The organism is Hymenobacter sp. (genome assembly GCF_036387835.1).
Classification (GTDB): Bacteria; Bacteroidota; Bacteroidia; order Cytophagales; family Hymenobacteraceae; genus Hymenobacter.
In genome coordinates this window covers 1-17,744 of record NZ_DASVSY010000116.1, presented here as the reverse complement: position 1 = coordinate 17,744, position 17,744 = coordinate 1, and the positions used below count along the sequence as shown (strand labels likewise).

17 protein-coding genes are annotated in these 17,744 nt (G+C 54.3%); 6 read left to right on the top strand and 11 right to left on the bottom strand.

What is annotated here, in order from left to right; all coding sequences use genetic code 11:
- Window positions 1-54: 54 nt before the first annotated feature.
- The 8 genes from VF639_RS23010 to VF639_RS22975 are packed head-to-tail and all read right to left on the bottom strand — an operon-like array spanning window position 55 to window position 4,241.
- A complete protein-coding gene (locus VF639_RS23010) occupies window positions 55-447 on the bottom strand; it encodes a VRR-NUC domain-containing protein (RefSeq protein ID WP_331148304.1) in 393 nt (130 codons plus the stop codon).
- A complete protein-coding gene (locus VF639_RS23005) occupies window positions 444-698 on the bottom strand; it encodes a hypothetical protein (protein WP_331148303.1) in 255 nt (84 codons plus the stop codon). The genes VF639_RS23010 and VF639_RS23005 overlap by 4 nt, the downstream gene beginning before the upstream one ends.
- Window positions 695-907, bottom strand: a complete 213-nt coding sequence (locus VF639_RS23000; protein WP_331148302.1) for a hypothetical protein — start codon at window positions 905-907, stop codon at window positions 695-697. The genes VF639_RS23005 and VF639_RS23000 overlap by 4 nt, the downstream gene beginning before the upstream one ends.
- On the bottom strand, window positions 904-1,725 hold the full coding sequence (locus VF639_RS22995; RefSeq protein WP_331148301.1) for a hypothetical protein: 822 nt from the start codon (window positions 1,723-1,725) through the stop codon (window positions 904-906). Before VF639_RS22995 ends, VF639_RS23000 begins: the two co-directional genes overlap by 4 nt.
- A complete protein-coding gene (locus VF639_RS22990; protein WP_331148300.1) occupies window positions 1,664-2,725 on the bottom strand; it encodes a hypothetical protein in 1,062 nt (353 codons plus the stop codon). The genes VF639_RS22995 and VF639_RS22990 overlap by 62 nt, the downstream gene beginning before the upstream one ends.
- Window positions 2,722-3,687 (bottom strand): DNA cytosine methyltransferase, encoded by a 966-nt coding sequence (locus tag VF639_RS22985; protein ID WP_414654783.1) that lies wholly within the window; start codon window positions 3,685-3,687, stop codon window positions 2,722-2,724. The genes VF639_RS22990 and VF639_RS22985 overlap by 4 nt, the downstream gene beginning before the upstream one ends.
- 3 nt (window positions 3,688-3,690) lie before the next feature.
- Complete coding sequence (locus VF639_RS22980) at window positions 3,691-3,975, bottom strand: helix-turn-helix domain-containing protein (RefSeq protein ID WP_331148298.1); 285 nt, start codon at window positions 3,973-3,975, stop codon at window positions 3,691-3,693.
- Window positions 3,976-3,980: 5 nt separating this feature from the next.
- On the bottom strand, window positions 3,981-4,241 hold the full coding sequence (locus VF639_RS22975) for a hypothetical protein (protein WP_331148297.1): 261 nt from the start codon (window positions 4,239-4,241) through the stop codon (window positions 3,981-3,983).
- A 321-nt stretch (window positions 4,242-4,562) separates the two neighbouring features.
- Here VF639_RS22975 and VF639_RS22970 point away from each other — a divergent pair, with 321 nt between their 5' ends.
- Both VF639_RS22970 and VF639_RS22965 read left to right on the top strand, forming a co-directional pair.
- Window positions 4,563-5,180 carry a S24 family peptidase gene (locus VF639_RS22970; RefSeq protein ID WP_331148296.1) on the top strand — a complete coding sequence of 206 codons (618 nt, stop codon included), beginning with the start codon at window positions 4,563-4,565 and terminating at the stop codon, window positions 5,178-5,180.
- A gap of 307 nt (window positions 5,181-5,487) precedes the next feature.
- Window positions 5,488-5,871 carry a hypothetical protein gene (locus VF639_RS22965; protein ID WP_331148295.1) on the top strand — a complete coding sequence of 128 codons (384 nt, stop codon included), beginning with the start codon at window positions 5,488-5,490 and terminating at the stop codon, window positions 5,869-5,871.
- Here the strand turns inward: VF639_RS22965 and VF639_RS22960 are convergent.
- Window positions 5,833-6,534 carry a siderophore-interacting protein gene (locus VF639_RS22960; protein WP_331148294.1) on the bottom strand — a complete coding sequence of 234 codons (702 nt, stop codon included), beginning with the start codon at window positions 6,532-6,534 and terminating at the stop codon, window positions 5,833-5,835. The two genes, VF639_RS22965 and VF639_RS22960, sit on opposite strands and share 39 nt — an antisense overlap.
- A gap of 458 nt (window positions 6,535-6,992) precedes the next feature.
- Window positions 6,993-7,406 (bottom strand): ABC transporter permease, encoded by a 414-nt coding sequence (locus VF639_RS22955; RefSeq protein ID WP_331148293.1) that lies wholly within the window; start codon window positions 7,404-7,406, stop codon window positions 6,993-6,995.
- 331 nt (window positions 7,407-7,737) lie between these two features.
- Between VF639_RS22955 and VF639_RS22950 the strand changes: the two genes are divergently transcribed.
- From VF639_RS22950 to VF639_RS22935, 4 genes are all read left to right on the top strand, one after another.
- Window positions 7,738-8,433 (top strand): Cj0371 family chemotaxis-regulating polar lipoprotein, encoded by a 696-nt coding sequence (locus VF639_RS22950; RefSeq protein WP_331148292.1) that lies wholly within the window; start codon window positions 7,738-7,740, stop codon window positions 8,431-8,433.
- A gap of 238 nt (window positions 8,434-8,671) precedes the next feature.
- The gene (locus VF639_RS22945; RefSeq protein WP_331148291.1) at window positions 8,672-9,844 is read left to right on the top strand and encodes a glutathionylspermidine synthase family protein; all 1,173 of its coding nucleotides are present in this window, start codon (window positions 8,672-8,674) and stop codon (window positions 9,842-9,844) included.
- A 1,466-nt stretch (window positions 9,845-11,310) separates the two neighbouring features.
- A complete protein-coding gene (locus VF639_RS22940) occupies window positions 11,311-14,232 on the top strand; it encodes a T9SS type A sorting domain-containing protein (protein WP_331148290.1) in 2,922 nt (973 codons plus the stop codon).
- A 129-nt stretch (window positions 14,233-14,361) separates the two neighbouring features.
- Window positions 14,362-16,530: a T9SS type A sorting domain-containing protein gene (locus VF639_RS22935; RefSeq protein WP_331148289.1), complete on the top strand. Its 2,169-nt coding sequence runs from the start codon at window positions 14,362-14,364 to the stop codon at window positions 16,528-16,530.
- A 355-nt stretch (window positions 16,531-16,885) separates the two neighbouring features.
- On the opposite strand, the gene VF639_RS22930 is transcribed toward VF639_RS22935, so the two are convergent.
- Window positions 16,886-17,744, bottom strand: an 859-nt coding sequence (locus tag VF639_RS22930) for a transposase (RefSeq protein ID WP_331148288.1), incomplete at its 5' end; no start/stop codon positions are given.

Below are 17,744 nucleotides of genomic sequence, written 5' to 3'. Positions count from 1 at the left end.
GGCCGGCGGCCAGTGTGGGATTATTTATTAATTTGAGGGGAAGGGCAATGGATTTTAGGCAGGAGTGGACGGTAGGTGAAGGCCGCGGCCCTCGAATGATTGTTGGAACTGAGCGAAATCGTAGGCGACGAAGGCCACGCCGCCGGCTTGCTTCAACTCGTTCAGGAATTCTCTTTGCTCGTCCCGCAGCACGTCCCGGCCGGCTTTAACTTCGACTCCGACAAACACACCGTCCGACTTCCGGAAGCCGATAATGTCGGGCACGCCTCTTCTGCCTTGGGGGTTTACCTTCCAGCGGCCGGTTTGCGGATCGTAAATGCCGCTGGTGTTCTGGCGCCAGACGCTGTAGCCGTGGTGTTGCAGGTAGGCAATGATGGCGCTGGTTATCTCGCCAGCTTTGAGGGTGCCCAAGTCCAGGGGTAGCTGGTCGTGCTTCTTGGCTATCATAACGAAGCTGGTGGTAAGGTTATAGGAGCGGCTGGCGGTTGCAGCTCGGGGGCGGGCTCGGGCACGAAAGAGCCGATACGAATCAGGCGGGCTACTTCTTCGGGGTGAGTGGCATATTCAGGCCCGAAGTCGGCGGCGTAGAGGCTGCGGCGGGCTTGCCGGGTGCTGGCGGGCGTGCTGCGGGTTGAGGCAGTGGTGGTGACGCGGTAGAGGCTGCCACACAAGGCGCGGTAGTAGGCTACGCTGCTCATGGTAGGGGCCACTGAATTTCGGGTAGCGGCTCGGGCCTCAGCAGCTTGCTTAGGTCGTCGGCGCTGATGGGGCGGTCGGGGCTGAACAGTTTTTTGCTGAGCAGTCGGCGCGCAATAGTGTAGGTCTGGGGCTTGCCGGGGCGGTGCTCGGTGCTGGTCACGCGCAGAATGCTGCCGTCGGGGTTGCGGTAGTAGGTGGTGGAAGTCATGGGGCGGGGACAAGTTGAATGATGGTACTGTGGCTGCCGTCCTGCTGGGCGGCCCGGCGCTCGGCCAGCTGGTGGCGGCGGTTAATTTGTTTTTGGGCTTCGGGGCTGGGCTGCCAGTCGGGGCGCGGGTTGCGGTGCGTGACTTGGCGGGCTTCGGCTCGTTGCTGCTCGGCTTGCTCGGGGGTGATGAGGCCGCGCTTGGCGCGGGCCTTGATGAGGCTGAGCTTGCGGCGGATACCAGCGGCGTTGGGGTGGTCGTCGGGGATGCGTTGCGTGACGGTTTCGAGCAGTTTGGGGGCGGCCTCGCCCAACTGCTGCATGCCCACGGCGTCGGAGCTGGCGCCGGTGGCTTTCTGATCGAGGTGCTGGTTTTCCAGGTACCTGGCTTTCTGGTCGAAGTAGTCCCGGATCAGCCGGTAGAGGGTACTGCTGTCGAGGGCCTGGAAGAAGTTGGTGCCGTTCATGCGGGCTTCTTTCAGGGCCAGAATTATATCCTTGATACTGTCGTGGGTGTAGGTTTGGGCCAGGGTGTCGGCCAGCTCGATCAGGTCGGCGGCATCGGGCTTGTCCTTGACGCGGAGCGAGTCGACGAAGCTTCTCAGCACCACGACCAGCAGCTTTACCACTTCGCGCGAACCGAGGCGGCGGTTGAGCTGGAAGATTTTGGGAGCGGCCAGGGCTATCTGTTTGGTTAGTCCGACTGATATATCAGCCAGCATCTCGCGCAGCTCGGGGGTGGAGCTGCGGGCCAGGGCGCTAGTCGTAGCGGCTTGAACGGTAGCCAGTAGTTGGGATTCCGGCGTCCTGGTAGCCGGCATCGGTAGCGGTGGCGCGGCGGGTGCCGGGGGCAAGTTTGAGGCGGTTATCGTGAGCATCGTTGAGCATGAAGCGTGAGGCAGTGGCAATCCAATCTTTGCGGGTGGGCGGGAGGCCGGTTTTCTTATCGCGCCAGGTGGCGACTAACTGGTGGTAGTGGCGCAGGTCGGCCAGGGCGTAATCGGTACCCTCGAAAGCGGCGGCGAAGGCCTCGGGCGTGGCAATAGCCGACTCACTGAATGGCAGCTCAGGGAGCGGGCCGCGCCGGCGTGGCTCGTTGAGGGCGGCGGTAGCAGCTGTGCGGATGGTTTCGGCGTGTACCCCTTCGGAATGCTTGATGCGCATTGTCTTTGGCGCGCCCCGCTTGATTCGCGGCGTCTTTTGTGGGGATGCTCCTGGGTCGTCGGCTGGCAAGTCGGGGTTAAACACTTCCGCCTTTGAAAACCCTTCGTCGGGAAGCACCGCAGGCCCTTCCTTTTTTTTTGCAGTGGCGGCGGCGCTGTTTACTACTACATGAGGTTTACTCATAGTGAAAGGTTTAGTACCTATAAGGAGTGGTTGGGGCACTTCTGCCCCCGATAAAACTTTTACCTGGGGCACTTCTGGCCCCGGTAAGTCGTGGTTACCTGTGGCACTTCTGCCCCCGGTAAACCCGGTTTTACCTGGGGCACTTGTGCCCTCGGTAGGGGAGGTTATCGGGGGCAGAAGTGCCCCCGGTAAATCGGCTAGGAAACAGCGGCTGGGCTGGTGGCGCGACTGGCTGGGCTGGTAGGTGAGCAGGCCCCAATTTTCGAGGTCGTAGAGGGTGGCGCGGTAGGTCTTGCGGTTACCGATGTGGGCGGCGTGCATCAACTGCTCATGGTCGAGGTCCAGCGACACGGGGAAGCGGCGGGCGTTCCACGCGAAGAACAGCGCCCAATACAGGCTGACGTGAAGCGGCGTGGCGTCCGGCTGGCGGGTCAGGTGGTCGTGGGCGGCGCGGGTGTGCTGGATGAAATTCATGGGTGCCCGGCTTCCGTGGTGCTGGTGAGGCGGCCGGCTTCGTAGTCGGCGATAAACTGAAAAAAGAGTTGCGGGATGTCAGGTACTAAGGCGTTAGCTTGCGCTGTCCTTCGGTTGCCAGCGGCTTTAAGCGTGTTGCGGGCCCAATGGCGCGGGTCTTTTTGCCGGTAGCCCGAATCTGTCGGCGCACCTGCTGCATCTCCGCTTCCGTCAGGTCGCACCAGGTGGCGGGAAAGCCCATCATCTCCAGGACAAAGCGGGGGTTGAGTAAATACCCATCCCATTCCGTGGTCTGGTCCGTTGAAAGCCGGTTCGTAATCTCGGCCGCGAGGCCGGGGGCTTTCGCCTTCCGCAGGCGGGACGAGTAGGCAGCTGGGTTGGCCGCATCGTTGGCTATCGGAGTAGGGAGCAGCTTCACCGCCAGCGACAGGGGCATCCCGCCCTGGGCATAAGGCTTGCGGCGGCTGTACTGGCTGTCGGTGGTGGGCGTGGGCAACAATCCAAACCCGGTCGCGCCGGTGCGGGGCGTCGACGGCGCAAGCTGGAAGTACAAGCGGCCAGACTTCATAACCTTCGGCTTCCAGGTCAGCCAGCACACTTTCGAGCCCCAACGTGAGGTGTCCAGCAACGTTTTCACCAAGAAACCAGCGGGGCCGGCACTGTGCAAGAAGCCGAAGCACTTCCGGCCAGAGCCAGCGGTTGTCTGCCGGGCCTCGGCGCTTCCCGGCGTAGCTGGCCGGCTGGCAGGGGTAGCCGGCGGAAATAACGTCAACTCGGGGCGGATGGCAGACATCGTAGATGTTCAGGTACTGGTGGGCGTCGGGAAAATGGCGGCGGCTGACGGCGTTGCAGAACGGGTCTATCTCGCAGGTCCAGGCGGTGCGGATGCCGGCGCGCCGGGCCGCCAGCGCGAAGCCGCCGATGCCGTTGCACAGGGCCCCGTGGGTTAGGTTCGTCTGCATAGATCAGAGGGCAGGGCGCTGGTAGCGTAGCGGGTAGGCCTCGACCACGGAGCGGCGGAAGCCGAAGGCCTTCTCGTTGCGGCGTACGCCGGGCAGACGGCCGGCACGGCGGGCGCAGCGCACGGCTTCGGGCGTGATACCCAAGAGCTCGGCGGCCTGGTCGGTGGTCAGGATGTCGTCGGGGGCAGGGGCGGGTCCGGCCGCGGCTTGCTGCTGAGCCTCCAACCGTTCGAGCCGGCCAACGACTGCGCGCCACTCGGTTTCGGGGATGATGAGGACGGCTTGCATGGCAGCTAGGAGGCGAGCTTGGCGGCGCGTTGCTTGACGAGTTCCCGGCGTTCGGCTTCTGCCTCGGCGGCTACCAGAAAGGCCTCTACCAGTTCACGGCGCGCACTTCGGCCCGTAACAACCTGGTACATGGCCGACTTGCTAACCTTGATTCCCTGAGTAGCAAGGGCCGCAATGGCGTCCTTCACAACGGTCTGGCGGGGACCTAGCTTATCGAGCACCTTTTGCAGCTCGGTAGGCTCTTTGGTATTTTGTTCCATATCCATGTGTACTTTGGTGGTAGTTTATTATATTTGTTCTGACACTGAAATGCCAGTAGCACAAATATACACGCACCAAACAACAACTGTTGCACCTTAGTACACTTTGTTATGGACTCCGATTCTAACATCACAGGCAGGATAAAGCTGCTTTTGCAGCATTACGACTTGAATGCCAACAGTGTAACAAATAAGTTGGGATACTCGACAACGAGTAAAATGTACAAAATTTTACAAGGTGCCGAGCCTAGCTATCCTACTCTGGTAGACTTTTTAAAGGAATTTCCTGAAGTTTCCCCTGATTGGCTCATGCTTGGGAATGGCCATATGTTACGGACCACAGCCACTGATGCCAAACCATCGGGCGCGCTGCGCCAGGTCGTAGACGGGGACCGGGTCATCGTGGTGACGGTAGATGACAAGGGCAAGGAAAACACCGTACTCATTCCCATACCAGCTCAGGCAGGGTATTCAGTGGCTCATAACGAGGCGGTGTTTCTGCAAGACATGAAGCCCTACCGGATTCCGGGCTTTGAGCATGGCACCTACCGGGCTTTCGAGGTCAGCGGCGACAGTATGGAGCCGACGATAAACCACCGCGACATCGTGGTGGCTTCGTTCGTGGACAAATGGAGCTTGCTTAAGCCCGATGAAATCTATGTAGTGGTGACCAGCGAAAACGTGCTGCTCAAACGCATTCCTCACCGCATCGTCGATATGAATAAGCCGGTGCAGTTGCTCTCCGACAATCCGCACCGCCGACCTTACAGCGTGGATGCTGTCGATATTACAGAGTTGTGGATGGTGCGCGGCTACGTGTCAACCTACATTCCGACCAGACCTGACATTACATCAGAGCGGCTTTGGGAAGTCATCGAGCTGCTTGGGCATGACCGGATGGAGGTGCGCCGCTACCTGGAGGAACACAATACGGACGCGGGGTAGGAGTGGGGCGGCGCTGACTGGCGGCAGATACTCTTTTCAGAATCGCCCCACTCAGCGCCCCACTACTTATGAGCCGATCTTGGTCGGTTTTTGTATGTTGCTGGTAATAAGTGTGTTTATACTACTTGTGCTTAGTGTGTAGTTACTTGCTGTGGGAGTAAGAAACGGGCGTATTATGGGCGTCGAAAGCCCTGCCAAGCGCTCAGACTGCTGCTGAGGCGTACATACAAGGAGGCCTGGGCTTGCAAACGAAAGTAGAAATCCCGCATTTGCTGGACCTGAGCGAGCTAGGCGGTACACGCGTCGTATGACGCTGGAAACGGTTTCAGCTGCCGAAAACCCGTATTTCTCACCTCCGTCCAGCCTCACGATTTACCTGGCCGGGCGCGGTAATCAAAACCTAGGCTCCCTGGCTACCGCCGACGGCACGCAGATTATAGCTCCCTACCAACGCGGCCAGTCCGCCCGCACCAACCTCGACCAAGGGGCGTATGCGTTTTCTTTAACATCGTACTGCACCGCGGTGCTTAGCCGGCAAATTGATAACAACGGACTACTGCTGGCTCCACCCGCCCTTAGTAGCCCCGAACAAGTGGTAATTGGGGGGGCAACCACCACGATCAACCCGGCCCGGTTCGTTATGGCTCATTCCTTATTTCCAGAAGGGCTTTGCTTTGAGGTGGTTGGCTGACACCTGCCACTGCTTGCGGAGTAGCTGACGGGTTTCGACGCAAAGCGTCTGTGCCCCGCCGATGTAGAACAAACAACTTGTCGCCGAACTCAAGCCTTGTGCGGCCACCTCGGCCAGAACCTCGGTGGCGGGCAGCTGGTCGGCTATGGCGAAGTGTAGCGGGTACGTGCCATCGAGGTCGGGGAAACAGTCGGCCTCGGTGCGGGCGTGTACTAGGCTGAAAACCGACTGTGCCTGAGGCAACTGCCGCCGCAAAGCGTACAGGTGCGACAACGCGGAAACATCACCGAGCAAGCAGTAGCTGAAAGCTGTGGGGGTGTCGAGTATGAATTTGCCGCCGGGGCCATGGAAGTACACGTCGTCGCCGGGGCGGCACTGTTGGGCCCACCGGGCGCCGGGTCCATTCGAGAACGTGCATACGGCTAGCTCCAGGGTCAGGGCTTCGGCATTGTACTGCCAAATGGAGTAGGTGCGCTTGCGCAAAGCGGCTTCCGGGCCGCTCAGGTCGAAGAATACATTCAGCGTTTGGCCGGGCGTATACTGCACATCAGCGAGGTCGGGGCCTTGGAACGTGAGATGGTAGGTGTGCTGGGCAATGGGTGCTACGCAGGTGATAGTGGCGCGCTTGAGCACTTGCTTGGCCAAAGAATCAAGTAAGCCCATGGAAAAAGTAAGACAAGCAGAAGCGCTTGTCTATCGGTGCAGACGGTAACGTCAAGCGGTTACTTTAAATGTTGTTTGTAGTAAGGAGACAACGCAGGGGCAGTCAGGTTCTTGAAATTGCCCGCAGGGCTTCGTAAGACCATTACGCCCTTTCGGCGGCATGAGGATCGGTAAGTAAATGAGTAGCAGTCTGCACAGAAGGCTGACATGGTAGCGCATGGCCTTGCTATGCAGTACTCGACTGCTGTCATGCCTGAATGAAGTACCACCATTCAAAACCTACTCGTAGCATAGTGCATCAATGGGGTTCAGGCGGGCGACTTTGCGGGCCGGATACCAGCCAAAAAACACACTGATGGCCGAGCTAAATACAAAAGCCAGTGCCATAGAAGAAGCGGAAACGGTTATTTCCCAATCCAGCATCTTACCAGTTAATTGAGCCACCGCCGTACCCAAGCCTACCTAAACAGCCCGCCAGTTACACTCAGCAACACAGCTTCGATTAGGAACTGCAGCAGCACATCCCCGCCTTTGGCCCCGGTGGCCAGCCGGATACCGATTTCGCGGGTGCGCTCCGTCACCGAAACCAGCATGATGTTCATAATGCCGATGCCGCCTACCAACAGCGGGATACCCGCAATGCTGGCCAGCAGCGAGGTAAGCGCGCTCGTGACCGTGCTGGCGGTGTTGCTGATATCAGCCTGAGTGCGTACCAGGAAGTCTTCATCGGCGGCGGTGGCCAGGCGGTGGCGGTGGCGAAGCAGCTGCACGATGGCTGCCTTGGCTTCGGGAATGCGCTCTTCGGTTTGGGCCGAGGCATAAATTTGCTGCACCGAAGTACTCAACCATTGTTGCTCCTGTTGAAGCACCATATTTCATAAGCACACCTAATGTTACTGCGGCACAGAGTAGCAGTGAAAGGCAGCAGCGTAAATTGTCATTGCCGGTCACCCGTTAGGTGTAGCGCGAGGCATGCGCTTCGCACATCGTTGAACGAGTGGTTGCTCCTACCTAGCAATGCTTATTCTCCTCGACACGCGAAGCAAAAGCTTCGCGCTACGTCTAATTGGAAACGGCTATAAGACTACATTTACGTCGAGGTTCGGCAAGGAATTTTCGCTTATGCCTCAACCGCTTAGTTGAAATTCCTGTATTTCTCGTTAGTGCCAACAACATCCACCCGCAACCACCACTCCCTCAGCCATGAACAAACCGTACTTCCGCATCGGCGACTGGCGTCGCAACGTGCTGATGGTCGCCGCGGCGGCTAGCTTGGGCATCGGCCTGCCCGCCTGTTCCAGCAACTCCGAATCTGAAACTGCCACTGCGGAAGGCGACTGGACCAGCGGCAACGATACTTCCGATTCGTATTCCGAGGGCGTTATCACCGAAATGACCGAAGTGCAGCCTGGCCAGTGGAAAATCACGGCCGAGCGCCCCGCGGGCAAAGAGCAAGTAGCCGCCGTGCTGAAGCACTTCGATGGCAAAGTAGACACCCTGCAAGGCCAGGCCCTGCAAAAGCAGATGCAGGACTACAGCCGCACCTACCCCGAAAACCGCGCCAATGGCACTGGTATGATGGATATTCTGATGTGGGGCGGCATCGGCTACATGGCCGGCCGCTTCCTCACGCCCAACGTAGGAGCCTACGCCAACCCAGGCTTGGTGCAGCAGAACAATGGCTGGCGCAGCCGCGTCGCGCAGGAACGGGGCCGAGGTAGGGGCTTCTTCGGGCGAGGCTTTGCGGGCAGCCGCACGTCGCCCTCGGCAGGTATCCGGCCAAGTACCAGCGTTACGCGTACCACCGGCTTCGGCCGCAGCAGTGTGCGCAGCACGGCGCCATCGGGGCGTAGCTCGGGTTTTGGTAGCCGGGGGGGGAGCCGAGGTTTCGGCGGGTAATTTTTATTTGAAAGAGCAATGAAGGATAAGCAGTAAAAGCCATTCTGCTTGATCTGGCGTCCGCTTGTCGATGGACCTGGCGTGCTGACGTTGCCAAACTAGCTGTCATGCTTACAAGAGAGAATATCTTGCCTGCTTCGTTGCTGGCGTCAAATGTTAGTTTGGTGGTAGAGAGACTTTGCTTCCTCGGCAGGACGTTCTTCATGGGTCATTCCGCGTTGCTTACTACTCACTGAAGATGATAAATCTATTGCCGCTTTCCGGCGACGTCAGCCCCGCCGTGCGCAGCCTCGGGTGGGATTGGGCCATCGAAGACGCCTGCCAAAACTATGTAGCCCGCGAAGCCGTGCAACTCCCCGAAGCTGCCGCCGATGCCCTGTTGCAAGCCGCCGACACGCTCTACGATATGCTGGTGCAGTCTATCCCTGACGCCATTCCCGACGACCTGCTGCGCCTGCTGGCCATCCCCGAGAACTTGTGGGCCGCCATCCGCCACTCCTGGAACGATGACCGGCACTGGCACCTCTACGGCCGCTTCGACCTGGCCGACACCCCCGATGGTCCCAAATTCATCGAGTTCAACGCCGACACCGCCACCAGCCTGCCCGAAACCGCCGTGGTGCAGTGGGCCAGCCTGGTAGCCGCCGGCCAGGGCCAAGACGAGCGGCAAGCCAATGGCCTCTTCGAAGGTTTGCGCAACCAACTCATTCATTGGCTGGAACTCAACGAAGACCTAGAACCCACCTTGCTCCTGGTGCATCTTCCCGACAGCAGTGAAGACGAAGCCAATTGCGCTGTAGTAGCCGAAGCCGCCACCGAAGCGGGTTTCGAGTTGGTGCATATCTGTTCCGTCGACACTATGCGGGTATCGGTACAAGGGGAGGAGCGAGGCGCTTGGGTGGAAATAGAACCGGGCCAGTGGCAGCGCTTCGCCTTCGTGTTCAAGCTAGTTCCATGGGAAATATTGGCCGACGAAGAACCCGAACTAACCGCCGACCTTACAGAATTGCTACAAAGCCGCGACCTAGTTATTGCCAATCCGCCCTATGCGCTTCTATTCCAAAGCAAAGGCATATTGGCTTGGCTGTGGCAGAATTTCCCGCATCATCCGCTGTTACTCGAAGCTTCTCTGCAAGACCTCCCCGGACACTTTGTTCGCAAACCCCTACTAGGCCGAGAAGGTCAAAATGTAATAGAAGTAAACGAAGGACGCACCGGGCAGTCAATAGGTGGAGATTTTGCTCATCAACCTCAAGTACGACAGCGCTTTGCCGAGCTACCACAAGACGCACAAGGACGCCGCTATCAAGCCGGGGTATTTTGGGCCGGAGCTGCCTGTGCCATCGGCTTCCGTAGAGAAGCCGGGTTCATCACGAATCTCTCAGAATTTGTACCTCATGTTATTTTATAAGAATTCTTGACGGGTTTTTATAACTGAATAGGGTCGTATGTATTTGTGGAATAAGTAGTTATGAGCAGGATTTGACAGAGCGGCTATAATAAGGTTACAGCTATAACATCTCTAGTTACTCATGCCTATTGAATAGGACTTAATAGAGTAGGATTGACAGAGCCGCATGTTCATGGCTAGCGATGGTATAGGGTAATGGTAACTTCCTTTTGCATTATAATGCTGATAATGTAAAACTGGTATTTTAAGCATGATGTGCTTAGAATACCAGTTGCATGTGTGTTGAAAATCTACTGTTCTGCTATATGTACAGCTGCTAAGAACTTGTGAGCAATAGCAGTCAATAAGCACAATGGTCAAATAGATAAGTACTCTAGTTGGTAGAGTCTGCTTTGACAGTCTGATTGGCTGTAATCTCTATGCTAAGTAATACAGTAACTGCATGATTTGCAGCACTATGGACTTGTATGTTTGGATAGCATATAGCCTGAATTTGTCTACAAGGTTCACGCCGATCATTTACGTAAGCTAACATCGCATAGTGAAAACTAAACATTGATTTTTAATTGTATTATCGTGGCTTTTAATAGATAAATATTTTTGAATGTTTTTCTTGTTATTATATAATTGTTTATCGAGAATTTAAATGCAAATTTGTGCCGTATAGAGGGCACTTAGGAGGAATGGGATATGTGTAAATTTGTTGGTCCTTTGGAGCGCATAGAGAATGTAATGCCTGAAAAAGAGCTTATATGCTCCAAAATCGGTAATCCTGTTGGCACAATATATGGTATGTGCTCATTGTGTATAACAAGGCCTGTTTGATTAGTATAAGAAAGATGCAAATTTAAATTAGAATTATATTCTTACTATCATTCAATTAGCTCGTATGTGGCCACATGATTTAATGCTGACGCCATAATCGAACTTTTCCTAGCTCAAGTTTCTTACTTCACTCGCAACTTTCAACTTTCCATAATCTTATGAAAAACTCGTACACACGCCGGGGTAAACAACCCTACCTTAAGCAGGTAAGGCCGCTGTGCTCAATGTTGAGTAAGCGTCTTTTGACGCTGCTGCTTTTTTTGCTCGCCGTGGCAACGAATGGCATGGCACAAACTTTCACCGAGAATATGGGCAGTACAGCCAACTCGCGTGAAACTATAAGCTCCTATTACAACAGAGGAGGCTTCAACAACGATATCGAAAGAGGGTTTGTTTACTCTGGAACTGCTGTTCTAGCCAATAGCACTTTCGTAGTACCTAACAACGGCAATGTATACCCGGGGGCTAGCGGAGCAAGCACGATATTTTTTGGTCCCGCCACTACGACTGGCAACGATATACCGCCCTATAATTTCCAGATTGGAACTATCAACACGGCGGCTTTGACTTCGCCCGCTATAACTTTTGGTCTTTATGCACGAACAGGATCCTCCATTAGTACGCTCAACGCGCAGTTCACTGTGGAATTCAGCACCGATGGTACCAACTATGTTACGGCAACTTACGCCGCAGTTACGAATAATACCACCCAGAATCCTGCTAACTCAGGTCTAGCATTCAACCAATACACCATCACGTCGAATATTCCACGTGTCAACAACCTGCGGATGCGTTTCACTCGCCAAGCGGGTACTACGCTTCCTCCTCAGTTCCGTCTGGACGATGTAGTGTTGACGGCGGCGGCGGCGCCTACCATTACGGTAGCTCCTACCACACTCATCTTTAGCAATACTACTGTTGGTACTCAGAGTGCCTCGCAGCCTATCACCGTAAGCGGGCAGAACCTAACCAACAACATTATTGTGACAGCACCGAGCGGCTTTCTGATCCGCACAGGTAGCAATGCATATGCTTCGTCCTTGGCCCTGGCGCAAACTAGTGGCTCGGTTCCGTCAACTACTATTGATGTGGTATTTGCCCCCACAGCCGTTCAGCAGTATAATCCTACTATTACCCTTACCAGTACGAATGCGCAAACCCGTACTGTAGCAGTATCCGGCAACGGCGAGGCGCCGGCGCCAGTACTGACAGCTACCCCTACCGCCTTAGCTGATTTTGGTTCAGTGCAGGTAGGCCTGACTTCCAGCGTTCAGTCATTTACCGTATCGGGTAGTAACCTGACTAATCCAGTCATTATCACCCCTCCCGCGGGCTTCCAGATTCGCCAGGGTACAAACCAGTTTAGTACTGCCAGCATCACGCTGACGCCCTCGAACGGTTCAGTAAGCGCAACTATTGATGTTCGCTTCGTGCCCACTCAAGCGGTTCGCTATGACGACACGATGCCGATAGTTTCTTCAGGTGCCAGCTCATCCGGGGTAGACGTAGGTGGCACCGGTACGCCGCCACCCACGGGGCCTTACATCACGGCCAATCCAACTTCTCTGGATTTCCAAACCGTTTCGACCAGTGGTTCGGCTCAAACACTTACTTTCGAGATTAGTGCCGGTAACTTGACAACTCCACTGGTGCTGACCGGCTCTAATGGAGCCATCCGTTTCCGCGATGCCTCCGCTGGCGGTAGCCTCACAGCCGGTCCTCTGACTATCAATCCCGTTGCCGGGTCGGTGTCATTGCGTACCATCGAAGTGCGCTTAGTAGGGCCAGTCTCCAATGGCACATTCAACGAGAATATCACCCTAACTAGCACGGGTGCCGCGGCCAAAGTAGTTGCCATCACGGCCAACAACTCGGTAGGCGGCGAATCCACGTTCAACACGTCCGGCAACCTTACACAGTTCTCCACCGTGCCTGGTCTTGCCTCGGCCGTGCAATCTTTTCAGTTATCTGCCAGCAACTTACTGCAAAACGCAACAGTGACAGCGCCTCAGTATATTCAGGTTTCGCTGGATGCCTCTTTCGCTGGCGTTATAGGTACTGGCAATACTATTACGGTACCTCGTAACGCAGGAGGCAACGATATAAATCCGCCTGTAACGATATATGTGCGCTTCTTGCCGCCATCTGCTCTCACAATGTCCTCCTTGATTTTTATAGCTAGTAACCCTGCCACTTCCGTTGGTAAACCCGTGTCTGGTACTAGTGAGCCTTCAATTCAGATACTAACAGCGCCTCAAGTAATCAGCAACACCGTTATCAGTACCACTTCTGCATCTCAGGCACTTAGTATCAAAGCTGAACGGGTACAACAAAACATCACTATCTCGAAAGCGCTGGCACCTAACCCGCTCAACCCAAGCAATACCAGCCAGTATGAGCTTTCTTTGGACAATGTAAATTTTACCAATACGTTGATGCTGGTGCCTAACCAAGGAACATACGACATAAACCAAACCATTTATTTTCGTTACAGGCCTACCTATTTAGGTAGTGCACAAGCAACGTTGCAGTTCCAAAGCAACGACTTCACTAATACGGCAACGCAGTCGTTCGGGGTCAACGATCAGCTTTCCGCTAACTCCATCGATACGGAACCTACACTGCGCAGTGCAGCCACGGTAACGCGCAGTGGTAGTACCGCTACGGTGAGCTTCAACCTGCCGCCAGACTATGCTGCACTAGGCTTTGGGGAGGCTCGTATCATTGTGGCTAGTACCAACCCAACCCTACCCGCTGGCAGCCAGCCACAGGATGGCAGTGCTTATGCCACTGGTAACCAAACTTATGGCCAAGGCCCACAAATTGCTCCTGGTTACTTTGTGGTCTACTCTGGTTCCAACCAGACAGCTACGGTAGAAGGCCTGAGCTCGACAGTAACGTATTATTTCTACACGTTTGAATACAACAATATTGATAATAGCTTCAATATCAGTGTTCAGGGTGCCGAAAATTACCTCTCGCCGCCAGTACCCAATGTTATCAACGGCATTGAGTCGCCGGGTGGACCGCTGCCAGTATCACTGGTGTCATTCACCGCCGCTTTGCGCAAAGGCCAGGTTGCTTTGAATTGGGTAACCGCTTCAGAGTCGAATAATAAAGGATTCGAAGTGCAGCGCAGCCAGAATGGGCAAGAATTCCAGACCATTCTGACGCGCGAAGGTAAAGGCAGTACTACCAGCCGTTCTACTTATGATGCTGTCGATTCCCGGCCTCTAACAGGTGTTAGCTACTATCGCCTCAAGCAGAACGACGCCGATGGTAAGTTTGCTTATTCGCCTGTAGTGATTGTTACCAATGCTGCTTTGGCAGAGGCTACTTTCTACCCTAACCCAACTTCAGGTAAGCTAACCATCAATTTGCCTCAGACACAGCAAACGACTGTTGCTAAAGTTCGTGTAACTGATTTGAGCGGTCGTGAAGTTAAGGCAGTTGCTTTGCCAGCAAATGGGGAAATTGATTTGAGTGACTTGAAAGCAGGAACCTACTTACTCACAGTAGGTGCTGGTGACCAGCAAGTCACGCGCCGGATAGTAAAGAACTAGGGACTATCTTAATCTCTCTGATTTAAAAGCTCCCATCCAAACGATGGGGGCTTTTTTATTTGTACTTATCTGATTGCATATTGATTATTCAATGAGTGAATTTAACTTACGAAAGTAATGCTCATTGTTATGGACAGAAAATCTACCTCACTATTCACTTTTCACCTTTTTCGACTAGCAGCCATTTACGTTCTGGTGTTGCTCTTTCTTCCGGTAGTAGGACAGGGACAAAATAATATCACCTATACCTGGACCGGCGGCGGCACCAACTCAAATTGGTCTAATGCCCTTAATTGGACACCTGCCCGTGCGTTACCTGCTACCACAGACGTTTTAGTGTTCGATCCTTCCGCTCTACTAACAGCCACGTCACCCGTCGTTTCCGTCACAATAGATTTTACTACTCAGACGGTCGCGCAGCTCCGGTTTCTGAATGGAGTATCTGTCGTATTTAGTTCTTCAATTGCTAGTGGCAGTACGCTAGCGCTCAGTGGTAGCTTAGCTGGTGCGGAGTTCGAAGTTTCAGGAGTTAATGCTGGTGGTACACCAACTAGTGTGCAGTTTGCTGGTGCAAACCCGCTGACTGTTACTTTGGCCGCCAACAATCAAGGGAGGATAACTGGCAATCTTGGTTTTGCTGGCGGAGTACACCGCTTGGTAGCTACCAGCTTCGAAACAGTGGAATTCGCTTCTGGCAGTCTGTTTACTGCAGGCGCAAACTTTGCTGGCAATGCGTTTGGCACGGGTACGATCAATTCAGTTATTTTTCGAAGCGGTTCAACTTATGCGCAGCAATCCGGAGCAAGCCCATTTGGCGATGCCACCTCGTCCGTAGCCAGGTTCGACAGTGGCAGCCGATTTATTGCTGGTGCTTCAACGGTCGCGGTCAACAATCGCACGTACGGTATTCTTGAATTTGCGACCAACAACATTACTGGTACTGGCACTGGCGAGTTAACCGTCCTCAATGACTTAGTTGTTACATCTGGCGCTATCAATCTCAATGTGGCGAGTATAGTGCTTCGAGGTAATTTAACGGTTAATGGAGGTAGCATAGCACTTAATGGAACCACTTCCCTTATCAAGTTTGAAGGAACGAGCGTGCAAAGTATAAACGGCACAGGTGGTAGTGTAGCTATTGATCGTGTAGTTGAAATAAGCAATGCTACTAGCGTCAGACTGGCTCGCCCGGTACGTGTAGTCGGTGGGTTAACTCTGACGAACGGAGCACTTACTACAACTAGTACTAACTCATTGACGTTAGCGCCCACTGCTGTTATAACCGGTGGCAGTAGTAGTAGCTTCGTAAATGGTCCACTGACTCGCGAAGTCAATGCTGCTGTTCCCATTGTTTTTCCAATTGGCAAGGGCACTGCTTATCGGCCGCTAACCTTGAATATAAGTGCCCTTGGTACTGGTGCTACCACTTATACAGCCGAGCAAGTTAATGGCCGTCTGGTAGCTCAAACCTTCTCGGGCAATATTAAGCGAGTGTCGCGGGTTCGTTATTACACGCTCACGCCTAATGCAGCCCCGACCGGTTTTTCAGGCCAAATCACGTTGAGCTTCGGCCCAGATGATGAAGTGACAGATCCTAGAACTGCTTCATTTGTTATAGGGAAAAGTAATGGTAGTGTATGGGAAAATATTGGGCATTCAGCAAATACTGGTGTTCCTATGAATGGTGCGTTTGTAGCCGGTACTCTCACCTCTGCCCCATTTACATCCTTCAGTGACTTTGTTCTGGCTAGCACCGATCCTGACCCCGCACTGAACCCGTTGCCTGTTACGCTTACTGGCTTTACGGCCAAGCCAAATACCGATGGGGTGCTATTGCACTGGACAACAGCAAGTGAACAAGCCAATGAAGGCTTTGAGGTGCAACGCTCCACCAACGGTCAGCATTTCACTACGCTAGCTACAGTCGAGGGGCAAGGGCAAAGCACTGGTGCTCGTCACTATACTCACCTCGACTCGCAGCCGCTGGCAGGCCTGAGCTACTACCGCCTGCGCCAGCTCGACCACGATGATAAGGATTCCTTTTCGCCTGTAGTGGCAGTTAGCTCAAAACAAGTGTTGATACTTTACCCTAACCCGGTTCAGACTATATTACAACTAGTTACCTCGACCAAAGATGCTCGTTATCGGGTGCTGAATATGCTTGGTGAATTGATATTAGAGGGAGTCGCTTCCACGGGTTCAACAACGCTGAGTGTCGCTAACCTACCATTAGGTCTATATCAGATAGAAGTTATTTCATCAGGTGTTCGCAGCATAAGGAAATTTGTTAAAGAATAAGAAGCTGCTGGTTATAAGGCTTTAAGATTTAGTCGGCTCGTGCTACACGGAGTTGACTTGTATTGGTACATGTCTTTTTGGACGTGATTGTAGCCGCTCTACCGGAGTCCTCAAAGTCTGCTAAAAGGTCATGCTGACCTTGTTGAGCCTTCCCTTGCAAGGCTAGTTGCGGGACGGTGTAAAAACACTTCACGTCTCGTTGTTGAATGATTGAGGCTTCTCTTTGCTGAAAGCTTCGGCAACAACGAGGTGCAAAGTGCTGCGTCTTTACACAGTTTATACAACAGCAATAGTCATCATTGTGATGAGGCTGTAGAGACACTTCGTTGAAGCTCTGCGCAGTTATAAACTGATGTTACGCACTAAGTAGACGGAGTTGCTGATACATGGCTTTGAGGCCGATGGTGTAGAGTTGGGCTTTGAGGCGAAAATGGCCGATGCCGCACTTGACCTTGAGCACTTCGAGCTTGGTGTAGGCCAGTACGGCGGCCAGGAAGTGGGTGGCTTGCGTGGTCAGGGTTTTGGTCGGCGCTTTGCCCATCGAAGCGTTCTGTTTGAGCGATTTATGGTATTCTTCCACTTTCCACCGTCTCTGATAAATTGTGGTCAGACGGGCCTGATCCAGATCAGTGTCGCTGCTGACCAGATACAACACGCCCTGGCTCCCGTCCTGGTTTGTCAAGACTTGTCTGCTTACGAGCACCGCCTCTTGGACCGAGCGCAAATAGACGCGCAGGGGCTGCGTATCGGGAAAGACCAGCGTCTGCACGGCTTGGAACCGGCCCTGGGCCCGCGCCGCCTCGCTCAAGGCGACGGTGCGGCTGCTTTCCAGGGCGAAAATAAAGTGATGGCCCAGGGTCCGCACCAGGGTCATATTCTCGGCCGAGGCGTACCAGCTGTCGGCCAGCAGGTAGCGATAGGCTACCTGCTGCTGGGCCACGCGCAGCATTTGTTGCACGTATTCGTTCTTGGTGAAGGGGCTTTGGTAGCTGGTTTGTTGGGTCTTGGGATGGTAGACGGGCACGGTTTTGCGGACCAATTCCACGGCGATGGGCAGGGCCAAATCACCCGCCTGGTAGAGCAGGCTGACGAAGTTGAGGCCCTTGACGTAGCGCTGCTGGCTATGGTCCCAGTGCGGGCAAATCAGCTCGTTGGCGTCGGTATGCGCCTTTTCCAGCACCGAATCGTCCACGATGAGGACGGCAAATTCCTCG